This is a genomic window from Streptomyces chryseus, assembly GCF_014650755.1.
Taxonomy (GTDB): Bacteria; Actinomycetota; Actinomycetes; order Streptomycetales; family Streptomycetaceae; genus Streptomyces; species Streptomyces chryseus.
In genome coordinates this window covers 74,204-97,922 of record NZ_BMVO01000005.1, presented here as the reverse complement: position 1 = coordinate 97,922, position 23,719 = coordinate 74,204, and the positions used below count along the sequence as shown (strand labels likewise).

The window sequence follows — 23,719 nt, the reverse complement described above, 5'->3', positions numbered from 1 at the left end:
ACCCGCCCACGGACCCGAGGGACCACCACCATGACCGGCATACCGACCGTCCCCGACGACAAGCACCTGCGGATCCTGTCCACCAGCGACCTCGCCGGGATCGACATATCCCTGGCCGACGTCGTCGACACGGTGCAGGGCGCCTATCGCACCCTGCACGCCGGGGAGTCCGACAATCCGCGCAAGCTCACCGTCAAGCCGCGCGACGGGCACTCGGTGTCGTACGCGATGCTCGGCCGGGACGGCTCGCGCGACGTCGTCGCCATCAAGACCTCGTACAAGCACGGCCTCGACAAGGACCGCGACGCGCAGCACTACTACACGGCGCTCACCCTGTACGACGACGTCACCGGCCTCCCGCTGGCGATGATGGACTGCTCCCGCATCGGCTCGCTGCGCACCCCGGCCGTCTCCGCCCTGCTGGCACGCGAACTCGCCGCTCCCGGCGCCCGCAGCGCCCTCGTCATCGGTACGGGCACCCAGGGGCGCCTCGCCCTGCCGTTCCTGCTCACCACGCTCCCGGACCTGGACCGGCTGATGCTGTCCGGCACCCACCCCGAGGGCATCGCCGCCGTACGCGAGCGATTGCGCGCCCACTTCCCGGACCGTGACGTGGAGGTCGTCACCGACGTGCGCTCCGCCGCCGCCGAGGCGGACGTCGTCGTCGCCACCGCAGGCCCGCACACGCCGGTGGCGGTCGAGGCCGAGTGGCTGCGGCCCGGCGCGCTGTCCGTGCTCGTCGGGCACGGCCTCGCCCCGTCGACGCTGCACCGGGCCGACCGGGTGATCGCGACGAGCGAGGCGCAGATGAACGTCACCGGTACGGACATGGCCGACGACGACGGCAAACTCCCGCCGGTGGACGCGGAGTTCCCGCCGGTCGTCGCGGGCGCCGCCGTCGGGCGCCGGTCCCCCGGCGAGCGGATCTTCGCGTACAACAGCGGTCTCGTCGTCACCGACATCGCCCTCGGCCACCGCTTCGCGCAGCTCGCCATCGCCCAGGGGCTGGGCACCGAGGTGCCGCTGTGGCAGTGAGCACCACCGACTGGCCCACGCTGCCCGCCCTGCCCGATCCGGCCACGGCGGCGGTGCTCGGCAGCGGTCTCCTGGAGGAACTCTCGTACGCCTTCTCAGGGCCGTTCCACTTTCTGCTGCCCGACGCGTTCGACGCCAATCTGCGGGCGCTGCGGGCGGCGTTCGACGAGACGGGCGTGGACGGGACCGTCTACTTCGCGAAGAAGGCCAACAAGGCCGCGCTGTGGATCGAGCGCTGCGCGCTCACCGGCGCGGGCGTCGACGTCGCCTCGGCGGGAGAGCTGCGCGAGGCGCTGGGCCACGGCGTACGCGGGGAGGACCTCGTCGTCACGGGCCCGGCGAAGGACCCGGGCCTGCTGGGCCTGGCGGTGCGGCACGGCGCGCTGGTCGCCGTCGACGCGCTCGACGAACTCGACGCGCTCGTCGCCACCGTACCGAGCGGCGCCCGGCGCCCGGCCAGGCTGCTGCTGCGCTGCCTGCCGCCGGACCAGCCGCACAGCCGCTTCGGCATGAACGAAGCGGAGCTGGCCGCGGCGACCGACCGGTGCCTGCGGGCGGGCGACGCCGTACGCATGGAGGGCTTCAGCTTCCATCTGTCCGGGTACGCGATCCAGCCGCGCGCCGACCTCGCCGCGCACCTCGTCGGCCTGTGCCTCAAGGCGCGCGTCCAGGGCCTGGAGGCCGGGCGGATCAGCATCGGCGGCGGCCTGCCGGTGAGTTACACCGACGCGGACAGCTGGCACACCTTCCTCAGTGAGCAGAACAGCGGTCACTACCACGCGGGCAAGTCCTTCGGCAGCGGAGACTTCTACCCGTACTTCGCCCCGGCGGCCGGAGCCGACGCGCTGCGCGCCCTGCTGGCCGCCCGCCCCGAAGGGCACGACGGGAGCTTCGCGGGGCTGCTGAAAGAGGCGGGGGTCGCGCTGCTGACGGAGCCCGGGCGCGCGCTGCTGGACCGCGCGGGCGCGACGGTGTTCCGGGTGCAGGGGGTCAAGGAACGGGACGGCTACCGGCTGCTGACCGTCGACGGCAGCAGCCTGAGCCTGTCGGAGCAGTGGTTCAACAGCGAGTACCTGCCCGACCCGTACCTGCTCTCGTACGCCGCGGACGCGCCCGCCGGCACGTGGCCCGCCTGCGTCGGAGCCGCGACCTGCCTGGAATCGGACATGGTCAGCTGGCGGAAGATCCCCTTCCGTCGCCGTCCCGGCATCGGTGACCTGCTGGTCTACCCCAACACGGCCGGCTACCAGATGGACTCCAACGAGTCGCCCTTCCACGATCTGGCCCTCCCGCCGAAGGTCGTCGTCGACCGCACCGAACGCCCGCGCCCGCGCTGGCGGCTGGACCGACACTTCACCTGACAGGAGCTTTCGATGTCCGGAGCACTTCAGCGTCCCGCCGTGGTCTCCCGCGTGTCCGACCTGATCGGCCGCACCCCCCTGCTGGAACTGGCCGCCACCGAGACCGGCAGCCGACTGCTGCTGAAACTGGAGATGTTCAATCCCACCGGTACGGCGAAGATCCGGATGGCGCGGCAGATGGTCCTCGACGCCGAGCGGCGCGGTGAACTGCGGCCCGGCGGCCGGATCGTCGAGTCGACCTCCGGCAACACCGGCCTCGGGCTCGCCGTCGTCGCCGCCGAACGCGGCTACACCTTCACGGCCGTCGTCGACAGCCACGCCTGCGCCGACAAACTGCGCGCGATGAAGGCGCTGGGCACGGAGCTCGTGTACGTCGACGAGGACGGCGCCGGGGAGCTGGCGACGGCGGCGCGCGAGGAGCTCGCCGAGGAGCTGGCCCGGGGCAAGGACAACACCCTCTTCACCGAACAGCACAACAACCCCAGCAACGGCGTCGGCTACCACCCCGTCGCCCACGAGCTCCACGAGGCGCTCGACGGCCGGCTCGACGTCCTGATCGGCGCGGTCGGCACCGGCGGCGCCCTGTGCGGCACCGCACGGGAGCTGCGCGGGCTCATACCCGGCTTCACCACCGTCGGCGTCGAGCCGAAGGGGTCGATCGCGTTCGGCGGCCCCGCCCACGACTACTACCAGTCGGGCACCGGGACCCCCGAAGGGGCGGAGATCGGCGCGCTGGTCGACTTCGACCTGATCGACGAGGGCGTGAAGGTCGGCGATGTCGAGGCGTTCGCCGCCTGCCGTGCCGTCGCCCGTACGGGCCTGCTGATCGGCGGCTCGGCCGGCGGCGTCGTGCACGAGGCCCTGACCCGGCTGCCCGGCCTGCCGCCCGGCACGACTATGGTCGCGCTCGTCAACGACGGCGGGGAGAAGTACATGGACAGCGTCTACGACGACGCGTGGATGCGGGAGCGGGGCCTGCTCGACCCGGCGGCCGAGCGCGAGATCGACGAACTCCTCACCAAACTCCGCGGGAACCGATAACCCTGATGCTCACCACTTTGCTGCGCGACAGCCGCGCGCTCGCCGCCCTCGCCGTCCCGCTCGTCCTCACCCAGCTCGCGCAGGTCGCGCTGACCACCACCGACACGGTGATGATGGGCCTGCTCGGCACGCGGGAACTGGCGGCGGGCGGTCTGGCCCTCGTCATCTTCAACCAGCTGCGCACCATGGGCGTCGGGCTCGTGACCTCCGTCGGCAACCAGATCGCCGCGGCGGCGGCCCGCGCCGAACAGGCGGCGGCGGACGCCGGGGCCGGGGGCGTGCCGGACGCCGCGGTGGAGGGGCGGCGCGAGGACGTGCGGGCCGTCGTGCGCGCGAGCATGGCCGTGGCGACGCTCGCGGGCGTCGCCGGCGCCGTCCTGATGATCCTGATCGGGCAGGTGCTCGTCACACTCGGCCAGGACGCCGCCGTCGTCGAGCTGACCCAGACCATGCTGCTGGCCCTGGCGCCCGGTCTGCTGCCGTGCCTGTGGTTCCAGGCCGTGCGACAGTTCACGGTCGGCATGCGGCGGCCGCAGGCGCTGCTGCGCATCACCCTCGCGTCCATCGCCGTCAACGCGGGCCTGAACTGGGTGCTCATCCACGGCACCTGGGGCCTGCCCCAGCTCGGCCTCACCGGCATCGGCGTCGCCACCTCCACCGTCCACCTGCTGTCCTTCGTCGCCCTGTACGGGTCGGCGAAGCGGGACAGCGAGCTGTCGCCCCTGCTCACACTCAACGCGGCCAAGGCGGATCCGGCCACCGTCAAGCGGCTCGTCGGCCTCGGGGTGCCGATCGCGGCGACGTACGGCTCGGAAGCCGGGTTCTTCTCCGTCACCGCGCTGATGGCGGGAGCCTTCGGGCCCGCCGCCCTCGCCGCGCACACCGCCGTCAACCAGCTCGTCTACATCGTCTTCCAGGTGGCCGTCGGGCTCTCGCACGCCGCGTCGATCAACGTCAGCCGGGAACTCGCCCTCGGCCGTACGGAGGACGCGCGCCGTATCAGGAACACCGCCCTGGCCTGCGCGGCGGCCGTCATGGCGGTGGTCGGCGTCGCCTATCTGAGCGTACCCGGACTCGTCCTGCGCCCCTTCCTGGACTCGGGCTCCGACCAGGCGCTCACGATCGCCACGCAACTGCTCGTCGTCACCGCCTTCCTCCAGTTCTTCGACTGCGCGCAGAACATCGGGGTCGGACTGCTGCGCGGCCTCGACGACACGAAGAGCGGCTTTCGCATCACCCTGATCGGCTACTGGGCGGTCGGGCTCCCGGCGGCCTGGCTGCTCGCCCGGCCGCTGGGGCTCGACACGCTCGGGATCTGGCTCGGGCTGCTCACGGGGCTGGCCACCACCGCCGTACTGCTCCTGCGCCGGTACTCCAGCTCGCTCGCCGCTCGCTCCGACACCCGTTCGGCAGTAGCGCCCGCGTAGCAGCCGGAAGCTTGGCGAATGATCATATAGTTTCCGTCAGTGACCACTTTCGTACGAAGATTGACGACAGTGGCGGTGTTCGGCGCGGCTCTCGCAGGGTGCGGCAGCGGCGGTGGCGAACCACGGGGTTCGCTCGCCGCCCCACCGCCGGCGTCGGCCTCCGTCTCCGCCTCGGCCTCCGCCTCCGCTTCCGCTGCCGGGCAGCCCGCCGCCGCACCCACCCTCGCGGCGGGCCCCGGCGGGCTCACCCCGGTCTTCGAACGCGCCCCCGCCACCCGCGCCAAGACCGTCGCACTGACCTTCGACGCCGACATGACGGCGGACCAGGGCCCGCGCGCAGCGCGCGGCGAGCGCTTCGACAACCCCGCCCTGATCGCGTCGCTGCGCAGGCTGAAGGTCCCGGCGACGGTCTTCATGACGGGCCGCTGGGCCGAGGAGTACCCGGACCAGGCCCGCTCCATCGGCCGTGACCCGCTCTTCGAGATCGCCAACCACTCGTACAGCCACCACGCCTTCACGTCCCCCTGCTACGGCCTGCCGGCCGTCGACCGGCAGGCCATGCGCACCGACGTGGAGCGCGCCTTCACGGCGTTCCGCAAGGCCGGGGCGCGCAACGTCGTGCCGTACTTCCGCTTCCCCGGCGGCTGTTACGACGACGAGGCCCTGCGCGCACTGGCCCCGGCCAAGGTGACGGCGGTCCAGTGGGACGTGGTGAGCGGGGACGCCTTCGCGCGCGACGGGGACGCGGTGGCCGACCAGGTACTGGCCGGGGTGCGGCCGGGGTCGCTGGTGGTCATGCACTGCACGCGCAGCGCGGCGCCGGTGACCGAGCAGGCGGTCCGGCGGATCGTGCCCGAACTGCGCGAGCGCGGCTACCGCTTCGTGAAGGTCTCGGAGCTTCTGAAGAGCTGAGTCTCGTACAGCGTCTCCATGCCGTCCACTTCGTCCCACAGTTCGCCGACCTCGGTGAAGCCGAAGCCGGCGATCGTGGCCAGGGACGCCGCGTTGTCGGGCCGGACCGACGCCCGGACGGTGCTCACGGCGGGCTCGGCGGCGGCCCGGCGCAGCAGCTCGACGAGGGTGGCCCGCGCGTAGCCCCGTCGGCGGAAGGCGGGGTCGACGGCGTAACCGAGCTCGACCATGCCCCGGTCGTCGGGCGGGCCGTGGAACCCGCCGTGCCCGACGACCGCGCCGCCGGGCGCGCACACCGCGATCCGGTGGCACCAGCGCGCGCCCGCCGGGTCGTCGGCGATCTGGCCGAGGCGGTAGCGCCACAGCCACAGCGCGCTGTCGGTCAGGAAGAAGTCGGTCAGGGCGACCCCGGCTCTCGCGCTCGCCCCCGCCCGGTCACCGTCCAGCAGGGCGGCCATGACCGCCCCGTCCAGCTCCACGCAAGTGATCGGCTGCCGCTCGTCTCGTGTCGTCACCGTGCGGATGATCCCGAGCGCCCGGCGGGCTGTCCACCGGATTTCATCCGGAGCAGGCCGTGCGCTGCGCCTCCTGCCACTCGCAGACGGGGCAGTACACGGCGCCCTTGACCGACTCCGGGTGCTCGGTCGGCTTGCGGCACAGCACGCACTCGGCGTACGGCGGGCTCGTCTCGTCCATGCGTACGAGCCTACGCGGGCCCTCCCGGACCCGAGGGGCACGGACCGGGCGGATCAGCTGCTCGCCGCCTTCTCGGGCTTCAGCTCGCTCGGCCGCACGATGACGAAGCCGTCGCCCTGGAGCATCAGCTGCACCGCCTCGCCCGAGCCGCCCCGGATCATGGAACCGACCGACTGGGAGCGGTGCAGCGACGTGTTGAGCTGGGCGCTCCAGCCCACCACCGCGTCGGTGTCGACGTACACCGGCTGCTGCTGCGTCACGGGGATCACGATCGGGTTGCCCTCGCAGATCACGGCGAGCTTGCCGTATCCGGTGAACAGGCTGTTGAAGAGGCCGCCGCCGGTCATACCGGCGCCCTTCACCGTCTTGATCTCGTACGAGAGGGTCGCGTCGAAGCACAGCACGTTGCGGCCGTTGACGGTGAGCGCGTCCCCCTGCTCTATGTCGACGATGAAGACGTTCTGCGCCTCGTGCGCGAACCATGCCTCGCCCTGACCGCGCACGGCCATCAGCGCCAGGCCCTCGCCGGTCACGGCGCGCTTGAGCATGCCGCCGATGCCCTGCCCCTTGCGCTCGAACTGCAGGTTGCCGCGGAAGGCGATCATCGAGCCCTGGCGCGCGTGCATCTCGCCATTGACCGCGTACTTCACCGACTTGGCGTTCTGGAGGGTCATTCCGGGCACAGTGGCCTGCTGCGCCATGTTCTCTGAGGCAAAAAGATCGCTCTTCATGCGGAGCATCCTCGCCCGGAGCCATCGGTTCCGCCAAGCTGCCCGGGGAGGAGGTGAGCGGTGGCCCGGCTGGCAGACTGGGCCGGGTGAGCGACAACGACATCCCCGACAGCCCCGGCAGTCCCTTCCGGCACGAGCGGACGGCGCGCGACGAGGCCCCGCAGTTCGTGCTGCCCCTCGTCGTCCGCATCGAGAAGGACGATCCGCCCGCCCGTACGGACGCCCTGGAGACCGCGGCCCGCGCGGTCCTGGTGATGCTCGCGGACGAGCGGTCGCTGGGCGACGGCGAGTGGGCCGAGGTGATGCGCCTGTGGCAGGACGCCCGGATCCGCAAGGTGGTGCGGCGGGGGCGCGGCGGCGAGTGGCGCAAGGCGTCGGCGCTGCCCGGCATCACGGTGACCGGAGAGGCCGCCGAGGTACGGGTGTTCCCGCCGGTGCCGCTGGACGGCTGGCCCAAGGAGCTGGCCAAGCTCCAGGTCTCGGGCACGGACCTGGACGATCCGCGGCCGCCCGCCCCGGCCCCCGCCGACGGCCCGGTGCTGTGGCTGAGTCCGGATCTCGGCATGTCGGCCGGCAAGGCGATGGCGCAGGCCGGCCACGGGGCCCACCTCGCCTGGTGGGACCTGCCGGAGGGGGAGCGCAAGGCGTGGCAGGCCGCCGGATTCCCGCTCTCGGTCCGTACCGCCGGGGCCGGTCGGTGGCGGGAGCTCACCGCGAGCGGACTGCCGATAGTGCGGGACGCCGGATTCACCGAGATCGCACCCGGCTCGTGCACGGTGGTCGCGGACCACCCGGCGCTGCGCCGCTGAACCGGATTCGCTCCGCGCGCCGCTGAACGCGTCGGCTGCGTCACACGTACCTCTCAATACTTGCAAGTAGGTTGTCCGGCCGCTCGCCAGGCGGTTGGTTCGACGGTGTAACGCATCGGCTCGGGAGACATCTTGTTGCGACGCATCAACGGAACAGCACTCATCATCGCGGCACTTGTCGCCACTATCGGCGCGCTCGCCTTCCCCGTGTGGTCCTACGCGGACCGCTCCGGCACCGGCCAGGCCAATCTGAACGCCGCAACGGTCGCCACCCAGTGGGGCCCGCTCTCCGCCACGGACCGGGACTTCCTGGTCAAGGTGCGGCTGGCCGGCCTGTGGGAGCTTCCCGCCGGCCAGCAGGCGCTCGAACGCGCCCCCAGCGAGGCGATCAAGGAGACCGGCGACCACCTGGTCGTCGGCCACACCGACCTCGACAAGCGGGCCCGCAAGGTGGCCGCTCAGCTCAACGTGCCACTGCCCAACCAGCCCAACGAGCAGCAGCAGGGCTGGCTGCGGGAGCTGTCGGCGGCGAGCGGTCCGGAGTACGAGCGGAAGTTCGCCAACCTGCTGCGCAACGCGCACGGCAAGGTCTTCGCGCTCGTCGCGCAGGTGCGCCACACCACCCGCAACACCCTGATACGGCAGCTCGCCAGCGACGCGAACCAGACCGTGCTCGACCACATCACCATGCTGGAGTCCACCGGCCTGGTCGATTTCGACGCCATGGCGAACGAGGCGGCGGGCAACGCGACCGCGAGCCCCTCGGGGCCGCCGCCGCCCGACAACTCGGTGACGGTGCCTTCCCCGCCGGCCGTCGTGCCCACCGGTGACCAGACCTTCACCTCGCAGCCGTCCGCGCAGCCGGAGGGCGAGATCGGCAGTCCGGCGGTGAACACGAACCGCCCGGAGCCCTCGCCGTAACCTCAAATCAACCTCTGAAGGTCCCCTCCTCTGGATTCACCGGCGCGCGCCGGGGCCATCACCCCTGCACGAAGCAGAGGAGGGGGACTCATGGAACGTCTCGCACGTCTCGGTACGGGGATCGGCTGGCGGCCGGAGATCGCCGAAGCGGTGGAGGCGCTGCCCGGTGTCGACTGGGTGGAGGCGGTGGCGGAGAACCTCTGCCCCGGCCACCTCCCCGAGTCCCTCCTGCGGCTGCGCGCCCGTGGCACGCGGGTGATCCCGCACGGCGTCTCGCTGGGACTGGGCGGCGCGGACCGCCCGGACGCGGGGCGCCTCGCGGACCTGGCGGCGACGGCCGAGGCGCTGGGCTCCCCGCTGGTCACGGAGCACATCGCGTTCGTACGGGCGGGCGGCCCCCTCACGGCGAGTCCGCGCCTGGAGGCCGGGCACCTGCTGCCGGTGCCCCGCACCTGGGACGCGCTCGACGTGCTGTGCGAGAACGTCCGCATCGCGCAGGACTCGCTGCCGGTGCCGCTGGCGCTGGAGAACATCGCCGCGCTGATCAACTGGCCGGACGAGGACATGACGGAGGGCCAGTTCCTGGCGGAGCTGGTGTCCCGGACCGGCGTCCGGCTCCTGATCGACGTGGCCAACCTGCACACGAACCACGTGAACCGGGGCGAGGACCCCTCGGTGGCGCTCGACGAGCTGCCGGTGGAGGCGATCGCGTACGTCCATGTGGCCGGCGGCATCGAGAGGGACGGCGTCTGGCACGACACCCACGCCCACCCCGTGACCCGGCCCGTCCTCGACATCCTGACCGACCTCCGCTCCCGCACGGACCCCCCGGGGGTCCTGCTGGAGCGGGACGACGACTTCCCGCCGCCGCAGACGCTGGCCGCGGAGCTGGACGAGATCCGTGCCGCACTGCACCGCACGCCCCCCGCACCGCGCGGTGCGGCCCGGGCCCCGCGGCCGGCCGCGGCAGCGGGGCCGAAGGGCCCGTCCGGGGAGGGCGCGGGCCCGGGGAACGACGCCCGTACCCGCGTCGCGCTCGCGCAGACCGCGCTGCTCTCGGCGCTCGTCGCCGGGACGCCCGCCCCCGCAGGCTTCGACTCAGCGCGGCTGCGCGTCCAGAGCCGTGCGCTCGCCGGGAAACGGGCCGACGTCGTGGCCAAGGTCGCGCCCGAGCTGCCGGACATCCTGGGGGCCGACTACCGCCGCGCCTTCCTGGCGTACGCGAAGTCCCGCCCCATGACGGCGGGTTACCGGCGCGACGCCCTCGACTTCGCCGAGCACGTGCTGGTCGGCGGTCATCCCGGGGACGAGGCCGCCCGCAGGCGGCTGACCCACTGGTGGCAGGACCGCGCGGCTGCGCGCCCTCCCCGCCGTACGACCCGATTCGTCCGTGCGGCGCGTGCCGCACTCGTCCGGAAGTGACGCACCATGACCGTTCTCGCTGTGCTGATCACGCTCGCCGTGGCCGCGTCCTGCGTCGCTCTGACCCGGGGTGTGTCCGCCCTCCACCGGGGCGCGGGCGGTGGAGACACCGGGGCCCTCGACCTCATGGAGGTCGCGTTCCTGAACGGCGGCCCCTCCCGCGCCGTGGACACCGCGCTCACCACGATGTACTCCGACGGCCGCCTCGCCATCGGCGGTCCCGGCATCGCCTCCGCGCGCAGCGCGGTCGCCCACGACCCGGTGGAGCGAGCCGTGCTCGCCGAACTCGCCGCCGCCCCCAACGGCGCGCTGCACACCCTGCGGCACGCCGTGATGGGCAACGCGGCGGTGCAGGAGATCGGCGACGGCCTGGCGTTCCGCGGCCTGATGGTCCCGCCCGCGGCCGGCCGCAGGTGGCGGGCGGGCGGCACCGTCCTGGCGGTCGTCTGCGTCATCGGGCTGCCGGCCTCCGTCGTGGCGGCGGTCGCCGCGGGCGTCGCCGGGGCGTCCGTCGGCGTGTTCCTCGCCCTGGTGCTGCCCACCCTCATCACGGGGCTGGTGTTCGGCGCCGTCAACGCGGGCAGGGCGGGTGCCCGTGTCACCCCGGCGGGCAGGGCGGCCGCGGCGGCGTACGCCTTCGCGCACCCCGACCGGACCGGCCCGGCCCACCTCGTCGCGGTGCACGGCCTGCGGGCGCTGCCCGACCCCGTGCTCCAGGACCAGCTGCGCACGGCGGCCCGGCTGACACCGGGCCGGCCGCGCCCGTCGTCGCCGAGCGGGGCGAACGACAGCACCTACCTGGCCGGGGCGCTGGTCTGGTGCGCCGGCTCCGCCTCCGGCCACGCGAGCTGCGGCGGCTCGGGCGGCGCGGACTCCGGGTCGGGCGGGTCGGGCGGCTCGGGCTGCGGCAGCGGTGGCGGCGGCGGGTCCAGTTGCAGCAGCAGCAGCGGATCGAGCTGCGGATCGAGCTCCGGTTCCAGCTGCGGCAGCAGCTCCTGACCGGCGGCCACCCCACGCCGCGCGGCCTCACGGAACGGGCCGTCAACCCGGCGCACAGCGGCGGCCGTTGACGGCCACGACCCTACGTTCCGTCACCGCGCCACCGGCCTCCCGCCCGCACGCGCTGTCGACGGTCCGCACCCGCGTGCCGCCCGCGCGACTCGTCGGGGGTCAATGAGCCGACACCGCCCACCGGTGCTTTACTTCGCCAACTCCCCCGCCAAGTATCCCTTTTGTCCTACACCTGTACGAAGGGAACGCGATGAGAGCACTGGCGATGTACGGGACCCTGGCATCCGTCGGCTCCCTGGTCCTGACCGCTCTCGTCGCCGCCCCCGCGGGCAGCGCCGCTCCCCCCGCCTCCGCCGAGGCGCGCGGCACCGCGCTCGCCGCCCAGCGCGCGGCCGCCGCCGGCATCGCCTTCGGCGCCTGTCCCAAGGCGGAGGGCCTGCCCCCGCACGTGAAGTGCGGCACGGTCGAGGTCCCCCTCGACTACGCCGACCCCACCGGCCGCCGGATCTCCCTGACCGTCAGCCGCGCCCGCGCCACCGGGAAGCCGGCCGCCCGCCAGGGCGCGCTGGTCTACAACCCCGGCGGCCCCGGCGCCTCCAGCATGTTCTTCCCCATGGCGGGTGTCCTGCCCGAGTGGAAGAAGACCGGAGCGGCGTACGACCTCGTCGGCTACGCCCCGCGCGGCGTGGGCCGCTCCGCCCCGCTGTCGTGCCAGAAGCCGTCGGAGCTCGTCCAGGCCCCCAGCGAGGCCCCGACGTACCCCTCGTACGCGTACAAGCAGGAGCGGATCGCCCGCGCCAAGGCGTACGCCGACGGCTGCGCCCGCAGGGCGGGCAGCGCGCTGCGCCACTACACGTCGCTCAACAACGCCCGCGACCTGGACGTGCTGCGGGCGGCGCTCGGTGAGAAGAAGCTGACCTTCATGGGCGCGTCGTACGGCACCTACTTCGGCGCGCTGTACGCGACGCTCTTCCCCTCCCACGTCCGCCGCATGGTGTTCGACTCGGCGGTCAACCCGGCCCCCGGGCAGATCTGGTACCGCAACAACCTCGACCAGTCGCTCGCCTTCGAGGGGCGCTGGAAGGACTTCCGCACCTGGATCGCCAAGCACGAGCGGACGTACCACCTGGGCAGCACGCCCGACGAGGTCCTCGCCCGCTACGAGAAAGTGCGGGCCGCACTGGCCCGCGAGCCGGCGGGCGGCAAGGTGGGACCGGGCGAGCTCCAGTCGGCGCTGCTGAGCGCCGGCTACTACGACGACTACTGGGCGATGCGCGCCACAGCGCTGTCGGAGTACCTCAAGGGCAACCCGAAGCCGCTGATCGAGCAGGCGTCACCCAGGCCCGGGTCGGCGCGCGACGACGAGAACAGCAAGGCCGTCTACACCGCCGTCGAGTGCAACGACGCGCCCTGGCCGACCGAGTGGTGGGTGTGGGACCGCGACAACAGCCTGCTCGCGGCGCGCGCGCCCTTCGAGACGTGGGACAACGCGTGGATGAACCTGCCGTGCGCGTACTGGAGCGCTCCGCGCCAGGAACCCCTGGACGTCGGTACGCAGCCGGGTGAGCTGCCCCCGACGCTGATCCTGGCCGCCGAGCGGGACGCGGCGACGCCGTACCCGGGCGCGCTGGAGCTGCGGCGGCGGCTGGCGGGTTCCGTGCTGGTCACCGAACGGGACGCCGGCACGCACGGGATCGGCGGCGGGGCGAACGCGTGCGTCAACGGTCATCTGGAGAGGTACCTCCTGACCGGTCGGACGCCGGTGCGGCGCGCGGACTGCGCGCCGCACCGGGAGCCGAACCCGGTGTCGCTGGACGAGCGGGCCGTGGCGAAGGAGCCGGCGCCCACTGTCTGATCTTCCGGGTCTGGGGTGGCGGGCCGCCGCTCGGGCGGGCCCGCCACCAGGTCTGCGGCCGGCTCGCGCCGGCCGGTGCCGGGGCTCCCGGGGTGCCCCCCCGGGCCCGGCCGAGGGGCGTCAGGCGAGGCCGGCGACCAGGTCCGCGACCGACTTGCGGCGGCCGGTGTAGAACGGCACCTCTTCGCGCACGTGCATGCGGGCCTCGGAGGCGCGCAGGTGACGCATGAGGTCGACGATGCGGTAGAGCTCGTCGGCCTCGAACGCCAGCAGCCACTCGTAGTCGCCGAGCGAGAACGAGGCGACGGTGTTGGCGCGCACGTCCGGGTAGCCGCGCGCCATCTTGCCGTGGTCGGCGAGCATGCGGCGACGGTCCTCGTCGGGCAGCAGGTACCAGTCGTACGAGCGCACGAAGGGGTAGACCGAGACGTAGTTGCGCGGCGTCTCGTCGGCGAGGAACGCCGGGATGTGCGACTTGTTGAACTCGGCGGGGCGGTGCAGCGCCATGTTCGACCAGACCGGCTCCAGCGCGCGGCCCAGCTTCGTGCGGCGGAAGAGGTTGTACGCCTCCTGGAGCTGGTCCGCGGTCTCCGCGTGCCACCAGATCATGACGTCGGCGTCGGCGCGCAGCCCCGACACGTCGTACGTGCCGCGCACGGTGACGTCCTTGGCGGCGAGCTGGTCGAACAGCTCCTGGACCTCGTCGGCGAAGCCGGCACGGTCCTCGGGCAGGACGTCGCGCAGCTTGAAGACGGACCACAGGGTGTAGCGGATGACGTCGTTGAGGTCCTTCGCCTTCTTGCCGGCGTTGGCGCCTCGGGGGGATGTCACAGTCTCCGGAGCATCAGTCATGTCCCTATTCTCCCGCCTCGTGATCCGTGCCTCGCGCCGGGTCCCGGGTGAGCATGATCTCTTCGGCGGCGCGCTGTCCGCTCGCGACGCACGCGGGGATGCCGACCCCGTCGTACGCCGCCCCGCACACCCGCAGCCCGGGCAGCTTCGCCACCTCGGCCCGCACCCGGGCGACCCGGTCGGGGTGGCCGACGGGGTACTGCGGCAGTCCGCCGATCCAGCGGGTGACCTCGGTGGCGACGGGCCGGGCGGCGAGACCGGTGGCGGCCCCGAGGTCGCGCAGGGACACGTCCACCAATTCGTGGTCCTCGCGGTGCAGGTGGTCCTCCTCGCCGTAGCGGCCGATGGAGGTGCGCAGGACGAACAGGTCGGGGGCGGCGGCGTCCACCCACCCCCACTTGCGGGTCGAGAAGGTCGACGCCTTGATCGTCCGCCCGTCCACGGGCGGCACCAGGAACCCCGATCCCGCCGGCAGCGCCGCCACGTCGCTGCGGCGGAACGCCATGGTCACCAGCGCCATCGACGCGTACTCGACGGCGGACAGCTCGGCGGCCGCGGCCGGTGACTCGGCGGACAGGAGCGCGGAGGCCGCCCAGGCGGGGGCCGCGAGGACGACGGAGTCCGCCTCGATCACCCGCTCGTCGGTACGCACCTGCCAGCCGCCCGCGCCACGCGTCAGCCCGATCACCGGGGTGCGGAGCAGGACCTCGCCGCCCCCGGCGCGCACGGCGTCCGCGACGGCGTCGGGGAGCGTGCCGATGCCGCCCTCGATGCCCATGAAGACGGGCCCGGCCGGCTGCTTCGCGGCGGCCCCGCGCTGGATGTCCCGCACCCCGTCGAGGAGCGAGTCGTACGTCCGCGCCGCCTCGAAGAGCTGCGGCACGGAGGCGCGCATCGAGGTGCGGTACACGTCACCGGCGTACACGCCGCCCAGCAGCGGTTCCACCAGCCGGTCGACGACCTCCCGGCCGAGGCGGGCCGCGACGTACGCGCCGAGCGCGATGTCGTCGCCCACCTCGGTGCGCGGGAGCTCGCGCTCGCGCCGCATCCGCGCGAGGCCCTCGGCGGAGAGGATGCCGCCGAGCACCTCCGGGTCGCCGGGCACGCCCATCACGTGCCCCTTGGGCATCGGGGTCAGCGCGCCCCGGTTCCACAGCGACGCGGTGGCGGTGGCGGGCGGCTGAAGGCGGTCCGCGAGCCCCACCGCGCGGGCCAGGGCGACCGCCTCGGGCCGCCGGGCCAGCATCGACTCGGCGCCCAGGTCGACGGGCACGCCCGCGATCTCGCCCGCGAGGAGCTTGCCGCCGAGCTGGTCCGTCGCCTCCAGCAGCGTGACGCGCGCGCCGGCGCCGACCAGCCGGTGGGCGGCGGCCAGTCCGGAGATGCCGCCACCGATGACGACGACACGGCCCGTACGAGATTCCACGTTCATGGGTCCACTCTCTCAAACCGCAAACGAGTCCTGACCGTGACCACTTCGGGACCGGAAAGGGGAAACCCCCTCCCCCGCCCCGCACGTCGAACCGGCAACAGCCACCACGACGTTCCGGGGGGAACCGACATGCGCGCAGCACAGGTGTCCGGGCACCGCTCTTCCAAGGCCCTGGCGGCCGCTCTGCTCACCGCCTCACTCGCGGTCGCCGGCTGCGGGGCGGGTGACAGCGGGGGCGACAGCGCCCACAAGGGCGTCAGCGCGGCCGACGACAAGGGCGGGCAGGCGCAGCGGGCGCCCGGCGGCGGGGCGGACGCCGCTTCGGCGGCCGAGGCGCAGAAGCCCTCCGAGCAGGCCGGGACGAAGAAGCCACCGCTGGCGAGGAACCACGTCATCCGTACCGCGACGCTCTCCGTCGAGGTCCCCAGCGCCACGAAGGCGCTCGCCACGGCCCGTACGGCGGCCGAGAACGCCGGGGGTGTCGTCGGCAACGAGAGCACCGAGCGGATCGACGACAGCCACGTCTACTCCCGCATCGTGCTGCGCATCCCGCAGGAGGAGTACGACGCGGTGCTCAAGGAGCTCGCGGGCACCGGCAGACTGCTCGACCGCAAGGCCGAGGCCAAGGACGTCACCGATCAGGTGGTGGACGTCGAGAGCCGCATCAAGTCGCAGCGCACCAGCGTCGCGCGGGTGCGGGACATGATGGAGCGGGCCACCCGGATCAGCGATGTGGTCATGCTGGAGGGCGAGCTGAACACCCGTCAGACAGAGCTGGAGGCGCTGCTCGCACGGCAGGCGTCGCTGAAGGACCGTACGACGATGGCGACCATCACCCTCGAACTCTCCGAGCCCGAAGCCGCGGAGGCCGGCGACAAGGACGACGACCCGGGCTTCGTGGACGCGCTCGCCGGCGGCTGGGACGCGTTCGTCACGACCTTGAAGTGGGTCGCGATGGCGCTCGGCGCGGTGGCCCCGTTCGCGGCGACGCTCGCCCTGCTGTACATGCTGTGGCGGCTGGTGCGCGGCCGGCTCCCGCAGCGGCGGACGGCCGTGCCCGCGCCCGCCACCGGCATGGGCGCCGTGGCCGCCCCGTTCCCGGCGGCCGGGGCCGGGGAGCCGGCGCAGAAGCCGGGTCCGCGGGAGTAGCCCTTAGCGTGTCCTGCGGAGCACTGATCTACCGAGGGGACACGCATGGCAGCGGCGGCGGAACGACTGGTGGTCATCGGCGGCGACGCGGCGGGCATGTCCGCCGCGTCGCAGGCCCGCAGGCTGAGGGGCCCGGACGAGCTGGAGATCGTCGCCTTCGAACGCGGCCGTTTCACGTCGTACTCGGCCTGCGGCATCCCGTACTGGGTCGGCGGAGCGGTCCCGGACCGGGACGACCTGATCGCACGTACGCCCGAGGAGCACCGCGCGCGCGACATCGGCCTGCGCGTCCGCACGGAGGTCACCGAGATCGACCCGGCGGGCGGCCGGGTCCGCTCCCGGGACCTGGAGACGGGCGCCGCGTCGTGGACCGGCTACGACAAGCTGGTCGTGGCGACCGGCGCCCGGCCCGTGCGCCCGGCCCTGCCCGGCATCGACGCGCCGGGCGTGCACGGGGTGCAGACCCTGGGCGACGGCCAGGCGCTGATCGACACGCTGGAGCGGACGACGGGGCGGCACGCGGTCGTCGTCGGGGCGGGGTACATCGGCGTGGAGATGGCGGAGGCGCTGGTCGGCCGCGGGTTCGAGGTGACCGTGCTGAACCGGGGCGAGCGGCCGATGTCCACCCTGGACCCGGACATGGGCCGGCTCGTCCACGACGCGATGAACGGCATGGGGATCACCACGGTCTCGGGCGCCGAGGTCACCGAGATCCTCACCGGCGACGACGGCCGCGTCCGGGCGGTCGCCGCGGACGGGGAGACCTACCCGGCGGACGTGGTGGTCCTGGGCATCGGCGTGGAGCCCGAGACGGCCCTCGCGCGGGACGCGGGGCTGCCGGTCGGGTCGTACGGCGGGCTGGTCACCGACCTGTCGATGCGCGTGACCGGCCACGAGAACATCTGGGCGGGCGGCGACTGCGTCGAGGTGCTCGACCTCGTCTCGGGCCGGCGGCGCCACATCGCGCTCGGCACGCACGCGAACAAGCACGGCCAGGTGATCGGTTCGAACGTGGGCGGCGGTTACGCGACGTTCCCGGGGGTCGTCGGCACGGCGGTCAGCAAGGTGTGCGACCTGGAGATCGCGCGGACCGGGCTGCGCGAGAAGGACGCGCGGGCCGAGGGGCTCCGGTTCGTGACGGCGACGATCGAGTCCACGAGCCGCGCGGGGTACTACCCCGGCGCGTCGCCGATGACGGTCAAGATGCTCGCGGAGCGGCGTACGGGCCGGCTGCTGGGCGTCCAGATCGTCGGCCGGGAGGGCGCGGGCAAGCGGGTCGACATCGCGGCGGTCGCCCTCACGGCCCGCATGACGGTGGAGCAGATGACGGCCCTGGACCTGGGGTACGCGCCGCCGTTCTCCCCGGTGTGGGACCCGGTCCTGGTCGCGGCCCGCAAGGCGGTGGCGGCGGTACGGGAGGCGGGCGCGTAGGCCACGGCCCCGCGGGGGATCACCCCGCGGGGCGGCCGGGCCGCGCTCAGCGCGCCGTGCGCGTGTGGACGTACTCGGTGAGGCGGGTCAGCGCGTCGGGGTCGGTCGTCGGCAGGACACCGTGGCCCAGGTTGAAGATGTGCCCCTCCAGCCCCGCCGCAGCGTCCAGCACCTCGTCCGTCTTCGCCATGACGGCGTCCGGCGTCGAGAAGAGCACGGCGGGGTCGAGGTTGCCCTGGAGCGCCTTGCCGGGGCCGACGCGCCGCGCCGCCTCGTCGAGCGGGACGCGCCAGTCGACGCCGACGACGTCCGCGCCGGCCTCGCCCATGAGGCCGAGCAGTTCGCCCGTGCCGACGCCGAAGTGGATGCGCGGCACGCCGTACGACGCCACCGCGTCGAAGACCTTCGCCGAGGCGGGCATCACCGAGCGCGTGTAGTCGGCGGGGGCGATCGCGCCGACCCAGGAGTCGAAGAGCTGCACGGCGGACGCGCCGGCCTCGATCTGGACCTTGAGGAACGCGCCGGTGATCTCGGCGAGCCGGTCGAGGAGATCCGCCCACAGCTGCGGGTCGCCGTACATCAGGGCCTTGGTGTGCTCGTGGTTGCGCGAGGGACCGCCCTCCACGAGGTAACTCGCGAGAGTGAAAGGCGCGCCCGCGAATCCGATGAGCGGAGTGGACCCGAGCTCACGCGTGAGCATTCCGATCGCCTCGGTGACGTAGGTGACGTCGTCCGGCGTGAGGTCCCGCAGACGGGCGAGATCGGCGCGGGTGCGGATCGGCTCGGCGATCACCGGACCGACGCCGGGCTTGATGTCGAGGTCGATGCCGATGGCCTTCAGCGGCACCACGATGTCGCTGAAGAAGATGGCCGCGTCGACGCCGTGACGGCGCACGGGCTGCAGCGTGATCTCGGTGACCAGCTCGGGCCGCATGCACGAGTCGAGCATCGGGATGCCCTCGCGCACCTTCAGGTACTCGGGCAGCGAGCGCCCCGCCTGTCGCATGAACCAGACCGGCGTGTGCGGCACCGCCTCGCGCCTGCACGCCTTGAGGAAGGCCGAGTCGTACGTCTGGCTCTGCGGGCTGCCCACGGGGCGGCGGTCATTGGCACTCACGCCCAAATCTTCGCACGCGGGCCGAAGCGGTTGTCGCGGGGCGGGTGTCCTTCCCTGCGCGAAGCCCGCGTTCCGCCTACTCTTCCCCGCATGGCTCCGGCTCAGGGACGACTTTCGGATGATGCTGACGACAGGGGCGGCGCGGAGGGCGACTCCGCCCCGCCCGCGTTCCGTCAGGCGGTCGAAGCCCTGCGCTCGGCGCGCCTGCGCCCCGAGGTGGAGGTGGACCCGACCCGCCCGCCGCAGAGACTGGCGCCGTACGCGTACGCGCTGGAGGCGGCGGTGGTGCACGGCGACGAGGACCTCGCGGACGGGCGGCTGGTGCTGCTGCACGATCCGGCGGGGCACGACGCCTGGCACGGGACGTTCCGGCTGGTGACGCTCGTACGGGCGGAGCTGGAGCCGGAGATGGCCGCCGACCCGCTGCTTCCCGACGTGAGCTGGTCGTGGCTGACCGGCGCGCTGGAGGCGCGCGGTCTGTCGTACGCGGAGGCGAGCGGCACCGTGACGCGCGCCGGTTCGCACTACTTCGGAGGGCTCGCCGAACGCAGGCCCGCGACGCAGATCGAGATCAGGGCGTCGTGGACGCCCCGCGAGGGGCGCGGCGGGGTGCCGGACACGGCGGCGCACCTGGCGGCCTGGTGCGATCTGCTGGCGCAGATCGCCGGGCTGCCGCCGGTGAACGGCCACGGGGCCGGTCCGGTGGACGCCGGTGTGGTGTCGCTGCCTCAGCGGCGGGGTCCGCAGGCGCCGTAGCAGGTGGCACGGAGGGCGCGCCCGTGAGGCGCGCCCTCTTTCGTGTTCTCCGACCGCCTATTCATCACATGATCGAGCGCGCGTCCGAATTGCCCGAATTGTTACTCACCAAATCGTGATCTTTCCCTAAAGGCGAGCGCCACTGCTGCCGAAGAGGTTGATGACCCTTCAGCACGGTTCCCCCCCGGCTTCACCCCGAGCCGGCGAGTTCCGCCACTCCCCCAGGAGGCCTGGTGTCCGTTCTCCTCGAGCAGCCCGCAAGCCTGGTCGCCTACCGCCCTAACAAGCCGACGGCCATGGTCGTCGTGGCCGACCCGCGCGTCCGCTCCACCGTCACCCGCCATCTGTGGGCCCTTGGAGTACGTGACGTCATCGAAGCGTCGTCCATCGCGGAGGCACGCCCCCGCGTCGGCAGTCCGCGCGACATCTGCGTTGCCGACGTCCACCTGCCCGACGGTTCCGGGCTGACCCTGCTGTCCGAAACCCGCGCGGCGGGCTGGCCCAACGGGCTCGCCCTCTCCGCCGCCGACGACATCGGCGCCGTACGCAATGCCCTCGCGGGCGGCGTCAAGGGCTACGTCGTCACCGGTACGCGCAACAACATCGGGCACCCCACCCGCCCCGGCGCCGCCCCCATCGGCGCCGCGGCCGCACGCATGCACCGCCGCCCCCCGGGCGCCCCGAGCCACCCGGGCGGTTACCGCGAGCTCTCCGGCCGCGAGGTCGAGGTGCTCAGACTGGTCGCCGAAGGCCAGTCGAACAAGGCGATCGGCGTCTCGATGGGCCTCTCCGCCCTGACGGTCAAGAGCCACCTCGCCCGCATCGCGCGCAAGCTCGGCACGGGCGACCGTGCCGGGATGGTCGCGGTAGCCCTGCGGACCGGAATCATCCACTGACCTGTTCTTCCCCCTCCCGCGCCCGCCGACGGAACGTTCCCTCGGCGGGCGCGCTCCATTGCGGCGCCCGGAAAGGCCGCATTCGGGCGGCATCGCGGCGGGACTGGTTCTCGCAGGTCACCCGTACCTTCGCGGACGAGTGCAGGTCAGGCGTTCGCTCGTGCGGATACCCTTTACACGTGACCGACGCCCAAGAGACCGCAGCAGAGCCAGACCTGCGAAACCCCGGGGGCGCTCCCCCGGTCGACGTCGAGACGGCGCCGATTCCCTTGCTGGAGCCTCGTGAAGGCATTCCTCCGGTGGCCGCCACCCAGGAGGCGCTCGACGAAGTCGTCGCGGCCTTCGCGCGCGGCACCGGGCCCGTGGCCGTCGACGCCGAGCGGGCGTCCGGCTACCGCTACGGCCAGCGCGCCTACCTCGTGCAGCTGCGCCGCGAGGGCGCGGGCAGCGCGCTGATCGACCCGGTCGGCTGTCCCGACCTCTCCGGCCTGGGGGAAGCCCTCGCCGGCAGCGAGTGGATCCTGCACGCCGCCACGCAGGACCTCCCGTGCCTGCGCGAAATAGGCATGGTGCCCAGCCGGCTCTTCGACACCGAGCTGGCGGGCCGGCTCGCCGGGTTCCCGCGCGTCGGCCTGGGCGCGATGGTCGAGTCCGTCCTCGGGTACGCCCTGGAGAAGGGGCACTCGGCGGTCGACTGGTCGACCCGCCCGCTGCCCGAGCCCTGGCTGCGCTACGCCGCGCTCGACGTGGAGCTGCTCGTCGACCTGCGGGACGCGCTGGAGAAGGAGCTCGACCGGCAGGGGAAGCTGGAGTGGGCCCGCCAGGAGTTCGACGCCATCGCGTCGGCCCCGCCCGCGCCGCCGCGCAAGGACCCGTGGCGCCGTACGTCGGGCATGCACAAGGTGCGCCGCCGGCGGCAGATGGCGATCGTGCGGGAGCTGTGGAACGCCCGGGACCGCATCGCCCAGCGGCGTGACGTGTCGCCCGGCAAGGTGCTGAGCGACACCGCGATCGTCGAGGCGGCCCTGGCCGTGCCGCTGAACGTACAGGCGCTGTCCGCGCTGCCCGGGTTCGGCCACCGCATGGGGCGCCGGCAGCTGGAGCAGTGGCAGGGAGTCGTCGACAATGCCAGGGCACTGCCGGACTCCGAGCTTCCGCAGCCCGGAGCGGCCGTGACCGGCCCGCCCCCGCCGCGTTCCTGGGCCGACAAGGACCCGGCGGCGGCGGCTCGTCTGTCGGCCGCGCGGGCGGCCGTCTCCGCGCTCGCGGAGGAGCTGAACATGCCCCAGGAGAACCTGATCACCCCGGACACGGTGCGCCGGGTCTGCTGGGAGCCGCCGCAGGACGCGACCACGGAGGCCGTGGCGGCCGCCCTGGCGTCGTACGGCGCACGCCAGTGGCAGGTGGAGCTGGTGTCGCCGCTGCTCACCCAGGCGCTGACCGCCACGGCGGCGACCTGACCGCCCCCGCGCCACGCCCCCGGCCGTCGGCGAATTCCAGGGGTTGTCGCAACACGTGATCACTGACGTGTGGCGGCGAGCAGTTTAGACAGGCGCTCGGCTGGGGTCTCCCAGCCGAGCGTTTTGCGTGGTCGGCCGTTGAGCTCGGCGGCGACCGCGTTCAGCCGCTCGCTGCTGTGGGCGGACAGGTCAGTGCCCTTGGGGAAGTACTGCCGCAGCAGGCCGTTGGTGTTCTCGTTGGAACCCCGCTGCCACGGGCTGGCAGGGTTGCAGAAGTAGACCGGGATGTCGGTGGCGATGGTGAATGCCTGGTGAGAGGCCATCTCCGAGCCCTGGTCCCAGGTCAGGGAACGCCGTAGATGGGGCGGGAGCGTCTTCACGCTCTCCACCAGCGCGTCGCGGGTGCTGGCCGCATTGTGGTCGGTGGGAAGGTGGGCGAGCATCACGTAGCGGGTGGTGCGTTCGACGAGCGTGCCGATCGCTGACCTGCCGTCCTTGCCGATGATGAGGTCTCCTTCCCAGTGGCCCGGCACCGCCCTGTCGGCGGCTTCGGCGGGCCGGTCGCTGATCATCACCATGTTCGGGATGCTGCGGGGCTGGCGCTTGTAGGACTGGCGGTGTAGCCGGCGCCGGGCTCGGCCGGTCCGCAGGGCCTTGGTGAGTTCGCGGCGGAGCTCTCCGCGGCCCTGGACGTAGAGGGCCTGGTAGATCGTCTCGTGGACCACGTGCATCTCCGGCCGGTCGGGGAATCGTGCCCGCAGAGCGTGGCAGATCTGTTCCGGACTCCAGCGGAGCGTCAGGCTGTGCTGGATGAACTCGCGCAGTTCAGGGTTCTGCCCGATCTTGCCAGCCTTGGGGCGGGGCCGTCGCTGTTCGGCACGGCGCTGTGCGGCATGAGGCCGGTAGGCCCAGCGGTTGTGGTCGCCGCGCAGGGGCATGCCGTTGCGGCGTATCTCGCGGCTGATGGTGGACGGGCTGCGGCCCAGCTCGGCGGCGATCGTGCGAATGGACGCCTTCTCCCGCAGCCGGTCGGCTATGTAGATGCGGTCCTCTTCGCGGAGGTACCTGGACAGGCCGGAAGCCGAAGCCTCCACATAGATCGGAGGCTTCGGCTTCCCCGTGGGCGGCGAGTGCCAGCCATTGCGCCATCTCTTGCCGGTCCGCAGGTTGATACCAACGACCCGGCAGGCTTCCCTGCTGCTGTAGCCCTGACGCATGAGCTGGAAGTATGCCTCCCGCTCACGCGTCAGACGGCGCCCCTTCCCGTTCCGGTCCTCTCGGATCTTGAAGTCCATCGCATCCCCCGAGCTGGGGTGTTGCAACGACCACTAGAACTCAAGGTCCTCGGCCGGGGGCTTCTTCGTGTGACGTTCGCCGCTCCCGCCGTGGGGGGTGGGCAGCTTGG

At 73.0% G+C, this 23,719-nt stretch carries 22 protein-coding genes; 15 read left to right on the top strand and 7 right to left on the bottom strand.

The window, feature by feature from the left end; translation table 11 throughout:
- Positions 1–30: 30 nt before the first annotated feature.
- The 5 genes from IE185_RS11105 to IE185_RS11085 are packed head-to-tail and all read left to right on the top strand — an operon-like array spanning position 31 to position 5,776.
- A complete protein-coding gene (locus IE185_RS11105) occupies positions 31–1,035 on the top strand; it encodes an ornithine cyclodeaminase family protein (protein ID WP_138895317.1) in 1,005 nt (334 codons plus the stop codon).
- Positions 1,026–2,396, top strand: coding sequence for an alanine racemase (locus IE185_RS11100; protein ID WP_189715075.1), 1,371 nt, complete (start codon positions 1,026–1,028; stop codon positions 2,394–2,396). The genes IE185_RS11105 and IE185_RS11100 overlap by 10 nt, the downstream gene beginning before the upstream one ends.
- A gap of 12 nt (positions 2,397–2,408) precedes the next feature.
- Positions 2,409–3,437, top strand: a complete 1,029-nt coding sequence (locus tag IE185_RS11095; RefSeq protein WP_138896973.1) for a cysteine synthase family protein — start codon at positions 2,409–2,411, stop codon at positions 3,435–3,437.
- Positions 3,438–3,442: 5 nt separating this feature from the next.
- On the top strand, positions 3,443–4,864 hold the full coding sequence (locus IE185_RS11090; protein ID WP_138896972.1) for an MATE family efflux transporter: 1,422 nt from the start codon (positions 3,443–3,445) through the stop codon (positions 4,862–4,864).
- Between the two features lie 39 nt (positions 4,865–4,903).
- On the top strand, positions 4,904–5,776 hold the full coding sequence (locus tag IE185_RS11085) for a polysaccharide deacetylase family protein (RefSeq protein ID WP_138896971.1): 873 nt from the start codon (positions 4,904–4,906) through the stop codon (positions 5,774–5,776).
- Here IE185_RS11085 and IE185_RS11080 read toward each other — a convergent pair.
- Genes IE185_RS11080 through IE185_RS11070 form a run of 3 tightly spaced genes read right to left on the bottom strand, consistent with a single transcriptional unit; the run spans position 5,737 to position 7,203 of the window.
- Entirely contained in the window at positions 5,737–6,291 is a 555-nt protein-coding gene (locus IE185_RS11080; protein WP_308432746.1) for a GNAT family N-acetyltransferase, read from the bottom strand. The two genes, IE185_RS11085 and IE185_RS11080, sit on opposite strands and share 40 nt — an antisense overlap.
- Positions 6,292–6,334: 43 nt before the next feature.
- Positions 6,335–6,472: a hypothetical protein gene (locus IE185_RS11075; RefSeq protein ID WP_167518874.1), complete on the bottom strand. Its 138-nt coding sequence runs from the start codon at positions 6,470–6,472 to the stop codon at positions 6,335–6,337.
- Positions 6,473–6,525: 53 nt separating this feature from the next.
- Positions 6,526–7,203, bottom strand: a complete 678-nt coding sequence (locus IE185_RS11070) for an AIM24 family protein (RefSeq protein ID WP_138896970.1) — start codon at positions 7,201–7,203, stop codon at positions 6,526–6,528.
- Between the two features lie 86 nt (positions 7,204–7,289).
- Between IE185_RS11070 and IE185_RS11065 the strand changes: the two genes are divergently transcribed.
- The 5 genes from IE185_RS11065 to IE185_RS11045 all read left to right on the top strand — a co-directional run bounded on the left by IE185_RS11065 (position 7,290) and on the right by IE185_RS11045 (position 13,221).
- Complete coding sequence (locus IE185_RS11065; RefSeq protein WP_138896969.1) at positions 7,290–8,012, top strand: peptidyl-tRNA hydrolase; 723 nt, start codon at positions 7,290–7,292, stop codon at positions 8,010–8,012.
- Between the two features lie 135 nt (positions 8,013–8,147).
- Positions 8,148–8,933 (top strand): DUF4142 domain-containing protein, encoded by a 786-nt coding sequence (locus IE185_RS11060; RefSeq protein WP_189715135.1) that lies wholly within the window; start codon positions 8,148–8,150, stop codon positions 8,931–8,933.
- A 90-nt stretch (positions 8,934–9,023) separates the two neighbouring features.
- Entirely contained in the window at positions 9,024–10,355 is a 1,332-nt protein-coding gene (locus tag IE185_RS11055; RefSeq protein ID WP_138896967.1) for an MbnB/TglH/ChrH family RiPP precursor modification enzyme, read from the top strand.
- Positions 10,356–10,361: 6 nt separating this feature from the next.
- Positions 10,362–11,354 (top strand): TIGR04222 domain-containing membrane protein, encoded by a 993-nt coding sequence (locus IE185_RS11050; RefSeq protein WP_189715073.1) that lies wholly within the window; start codon positions 10,362–10,364, stop codon positions 11,352–11,354.
- Between the two features lie 262 nt (positions 11,355–11,616).
- Positions 11,617–13,221 (top strand): alpha/beta hydrolase, encoded by a 1,605-nt coding sequence (locus IE185_RS11045; RefSeq protein ID WP_138897014.1) that lies wholly within the window; start codon positions 11,617–11,619, stop codon positions 13,219–13,221.
- A gap of 120 nt (positions 13,222–13,341) precedes the next feature.
- Here the strand turns inward: IE185_RS11045 and hemQ are convergent, their stop codons facing one another.
- The gene (hemQ, locus tag IE185_RS11040) at positions 13,342–14,073 is read right to left on the bottom strand and encodes a hydrogen peroxide-dependent heme synthase (protein ID WP_138897013.1); all 732 of its coding nucleotides are present in this window, start codon (positions 14,071–14,073) and stop codon (positions 13,342–13,344) included.
- Between the two features lie 4 nt (positions 14,074–14,077).
- Entirely contained in the window at positions 14,078–15,505 is a 1,428-nt protein-coding gene (hemG, locus tag IE185_RS11035) for a protoporphyrinogen oxidase (RefSeq protein ID WP_138897012.1), read from the bottom strand.
- A 129-nt stretch (positions 15,506–15,634) separates the two neighbouring features.
- Here hemG and IE185_RS11030 point away from each other — a divergent pair, with 129 nt between their 5' ends.
- Together IE185_RS11030 and IE185_RS11025 are read left to right on the top strand one after the other, a co-directional pair.
- Positions 15,635–16,654: a DUF4349 domain-containing protein gene (locus tag IE185_RS11030; protein WP_138897011.1), complete on the top strand. Its 1,020-nt coding sequence runs from the start codon at positions 15,635–15,637 to the stop codon at positions 16,652–16,654.
- A gap of 45 nt (positions 16,655–16,699) precedes the next feature.
- The gene (locus IE185_RS11025) at positions 16,700–18,085 is read left to right on the top strand and encodes an FAD-dependent oxidoreductase (RefSeq protein WP_138897010.1); all 1,386 of its coding nucleotides are present in this window, start codon (positions 16,700–16,702) and stop codon (positions 18,083–18,085) included.
- 46 nt (positions 18,086–18,131) lie between these two features.
- Here IE185_RS11025 and hemE read toward each other — a convergent pair whose 3' ends face one another.
- Positions 18,132–19,202: a uroporphyrinogen decarboxylase gene (gene hemE, locus IE185_RS11020; protein WP_138897009.1), complete on the bottom strand. Its 1,071-nt coding sequence runs from the start codon at positions 19,200–19,202 to the stop codon at positions 18,132–18,134.
- A 90-nt stretch (positions 19,203–19,292) separates the two neighbouring features.
- Between hemE and IE185_RS11015 the strand changes: the two genes are divergently transcribed.
- From IE185_RS11015 to IE185_RS11005, 3 genes are all read left to right on the top strand, one after another.
- Positions 19,293–19,958, top strand: coding sequence for a DUF3000 domain-containing protein (locus IE185_RS11015; RefSeq protein ID WP_138897008.1), 666 nt, complete (start codon positions 19,293–19,295; stop codon positions 19,956–19,958).
- Positions 19,959–20,191: 233 nt separating this feature from the next.
- Positions 20,192–20,854 carry a helix-turn-helix transcriptional regulator gene (locus tag IE185_RS11010; protein WP_028813689.1) on the top strand — a complete coding sequence of 221 codons (663 nt, stop codon included), beginning with the start codon at positions 20,192–20,194 and terminating at the stop codon, positions 20,852–20,854.
- Positions 20,855–21,033: 179 nt separating this feature from the next.
- Positions 21,034–22,314, top strand: coding sequence for a ribonuclease D (locus IE185_RS11005; protein WP_138897403.1), 1,281 nt, complete (start codon positions 21,034–21,036; stop codon positions 22,312–22,314).
- Positions 22,315–22,373: 59 nt separating this feature from the next.
- On the opposite strand, the gene IE185_RS11000 is transcribed toward IE185_RS11005, so the two are convergent.
- Positions 22,374–23,609 (bottom strand): IS30 family transposase, encoded by a 1,236-nt coding sequence (locus tag IE185_RS11000; protein ID WP_138897402.1) that lies wholly within the window; start codon positions 23,607–23,609, stop codon positions 22,374–22,376.
- Between the last annotated feature and the right edge of the window lie 110 nt (positions 23,610–23,719).

Bases quoted from the DNA above. Each gene is read 5' to 3' on its own strand.
- IE185_RS11105 (WP_138895317.1), top strand. From the start codon at position 31: ATGACCGGCATACCGACCGTCCCCGACGACAAGCACCTGCGGATCCTG.
- IE185_RS11095 (WP_138896973.1), top strand. From the start codon at position 2,409: ATGTCCGGAGCACTTCAGCGTCCCGCCGTGGTCTCCCGCGTGTCCGAC.
- IE185_RS11090 (WP_138896972.1), top strand. From the start codon at position 3,443: ATGCTCACCACTTTGCTGCGCGACAGCCGCGCGCTCGCCGCCCTCGCC.
- IE185_RS11075 (WP_167518874.1), bottom strand. From the start codon at position 6,472: ATGGACGAGACGAGCCCGCCGTACGCCGAGTGCGTGCTGTGCCGCAAG.
- IE185_RS11070 (WP_138896970.1), bottom strand. From the start codon at position 7,203: ATGAAGAGCGATCTTTTTGCCTCAGAGAACATGGCGCAGCAGGCCACT.
- IE185_RS11055 (WP_138896967.1), top strand. From the start codon at position 9,024: ATGGAACGTCTCGCACGTCTCGGTACGGGGATCGGCTGGCGGCCGGAG.
- IE185_RS11050 (WP_189715073.1), top strand. From the start codon at position 10,362: ATGACCGTTCTCGCTGTGCTGATCACGCTCGCCGTGGCCGCGTCCTGC.
- IE185_RS11045 (WP_138897014.1), top strand. From the start codon at position 11,617: ATGAGAGCACTGGCGATGTACGGGACCCTGGCATCCGTCGGCTCCCTG.
- hemQ (WP_138897013.1), bottom strand. From the start codon at position 14,073: ATGACTGATGCTCCGGAGACTGTGACATCCCCCCGAGGCGCCAACGCC.
- hemG (WP_138897012.1), bottom strand. From the start codon at position 15,505: ATGAACGTGGAATCTCGTACGGGCCGTGTCGTCGTCATCGGTGGCGGC.
- IE185_RS11030 (WP_138897011.1), top strand. From the start codon at position 15,635: ATGCGCGCAGCACAGGTGTCCGGGCACCGCTCTTCCAAGGCCCTGGCG.
- IE185_RS11025 (WP_138897010.1), top strand. From the start codon at position 16,700: ATGGCAGCGGCGGCGGAACGACTGGTGGTCATCGGCGGCGACGCGGCG.
- IE185_RS11015 (WP_138897008.1), top strand. From the start codon at position 19,293: ATGGCTCCGGCTCAGGGACGACTTTCGGATGATGCTGACGACAGGGGC.
- IE185_RS11000 (WP_138897402.1), bottom strand. From the start codon at position 23,609: ATGGACTTCAAGATCCGAGAGGACCGGAACGGGAAGGGGCGCCGTCTG.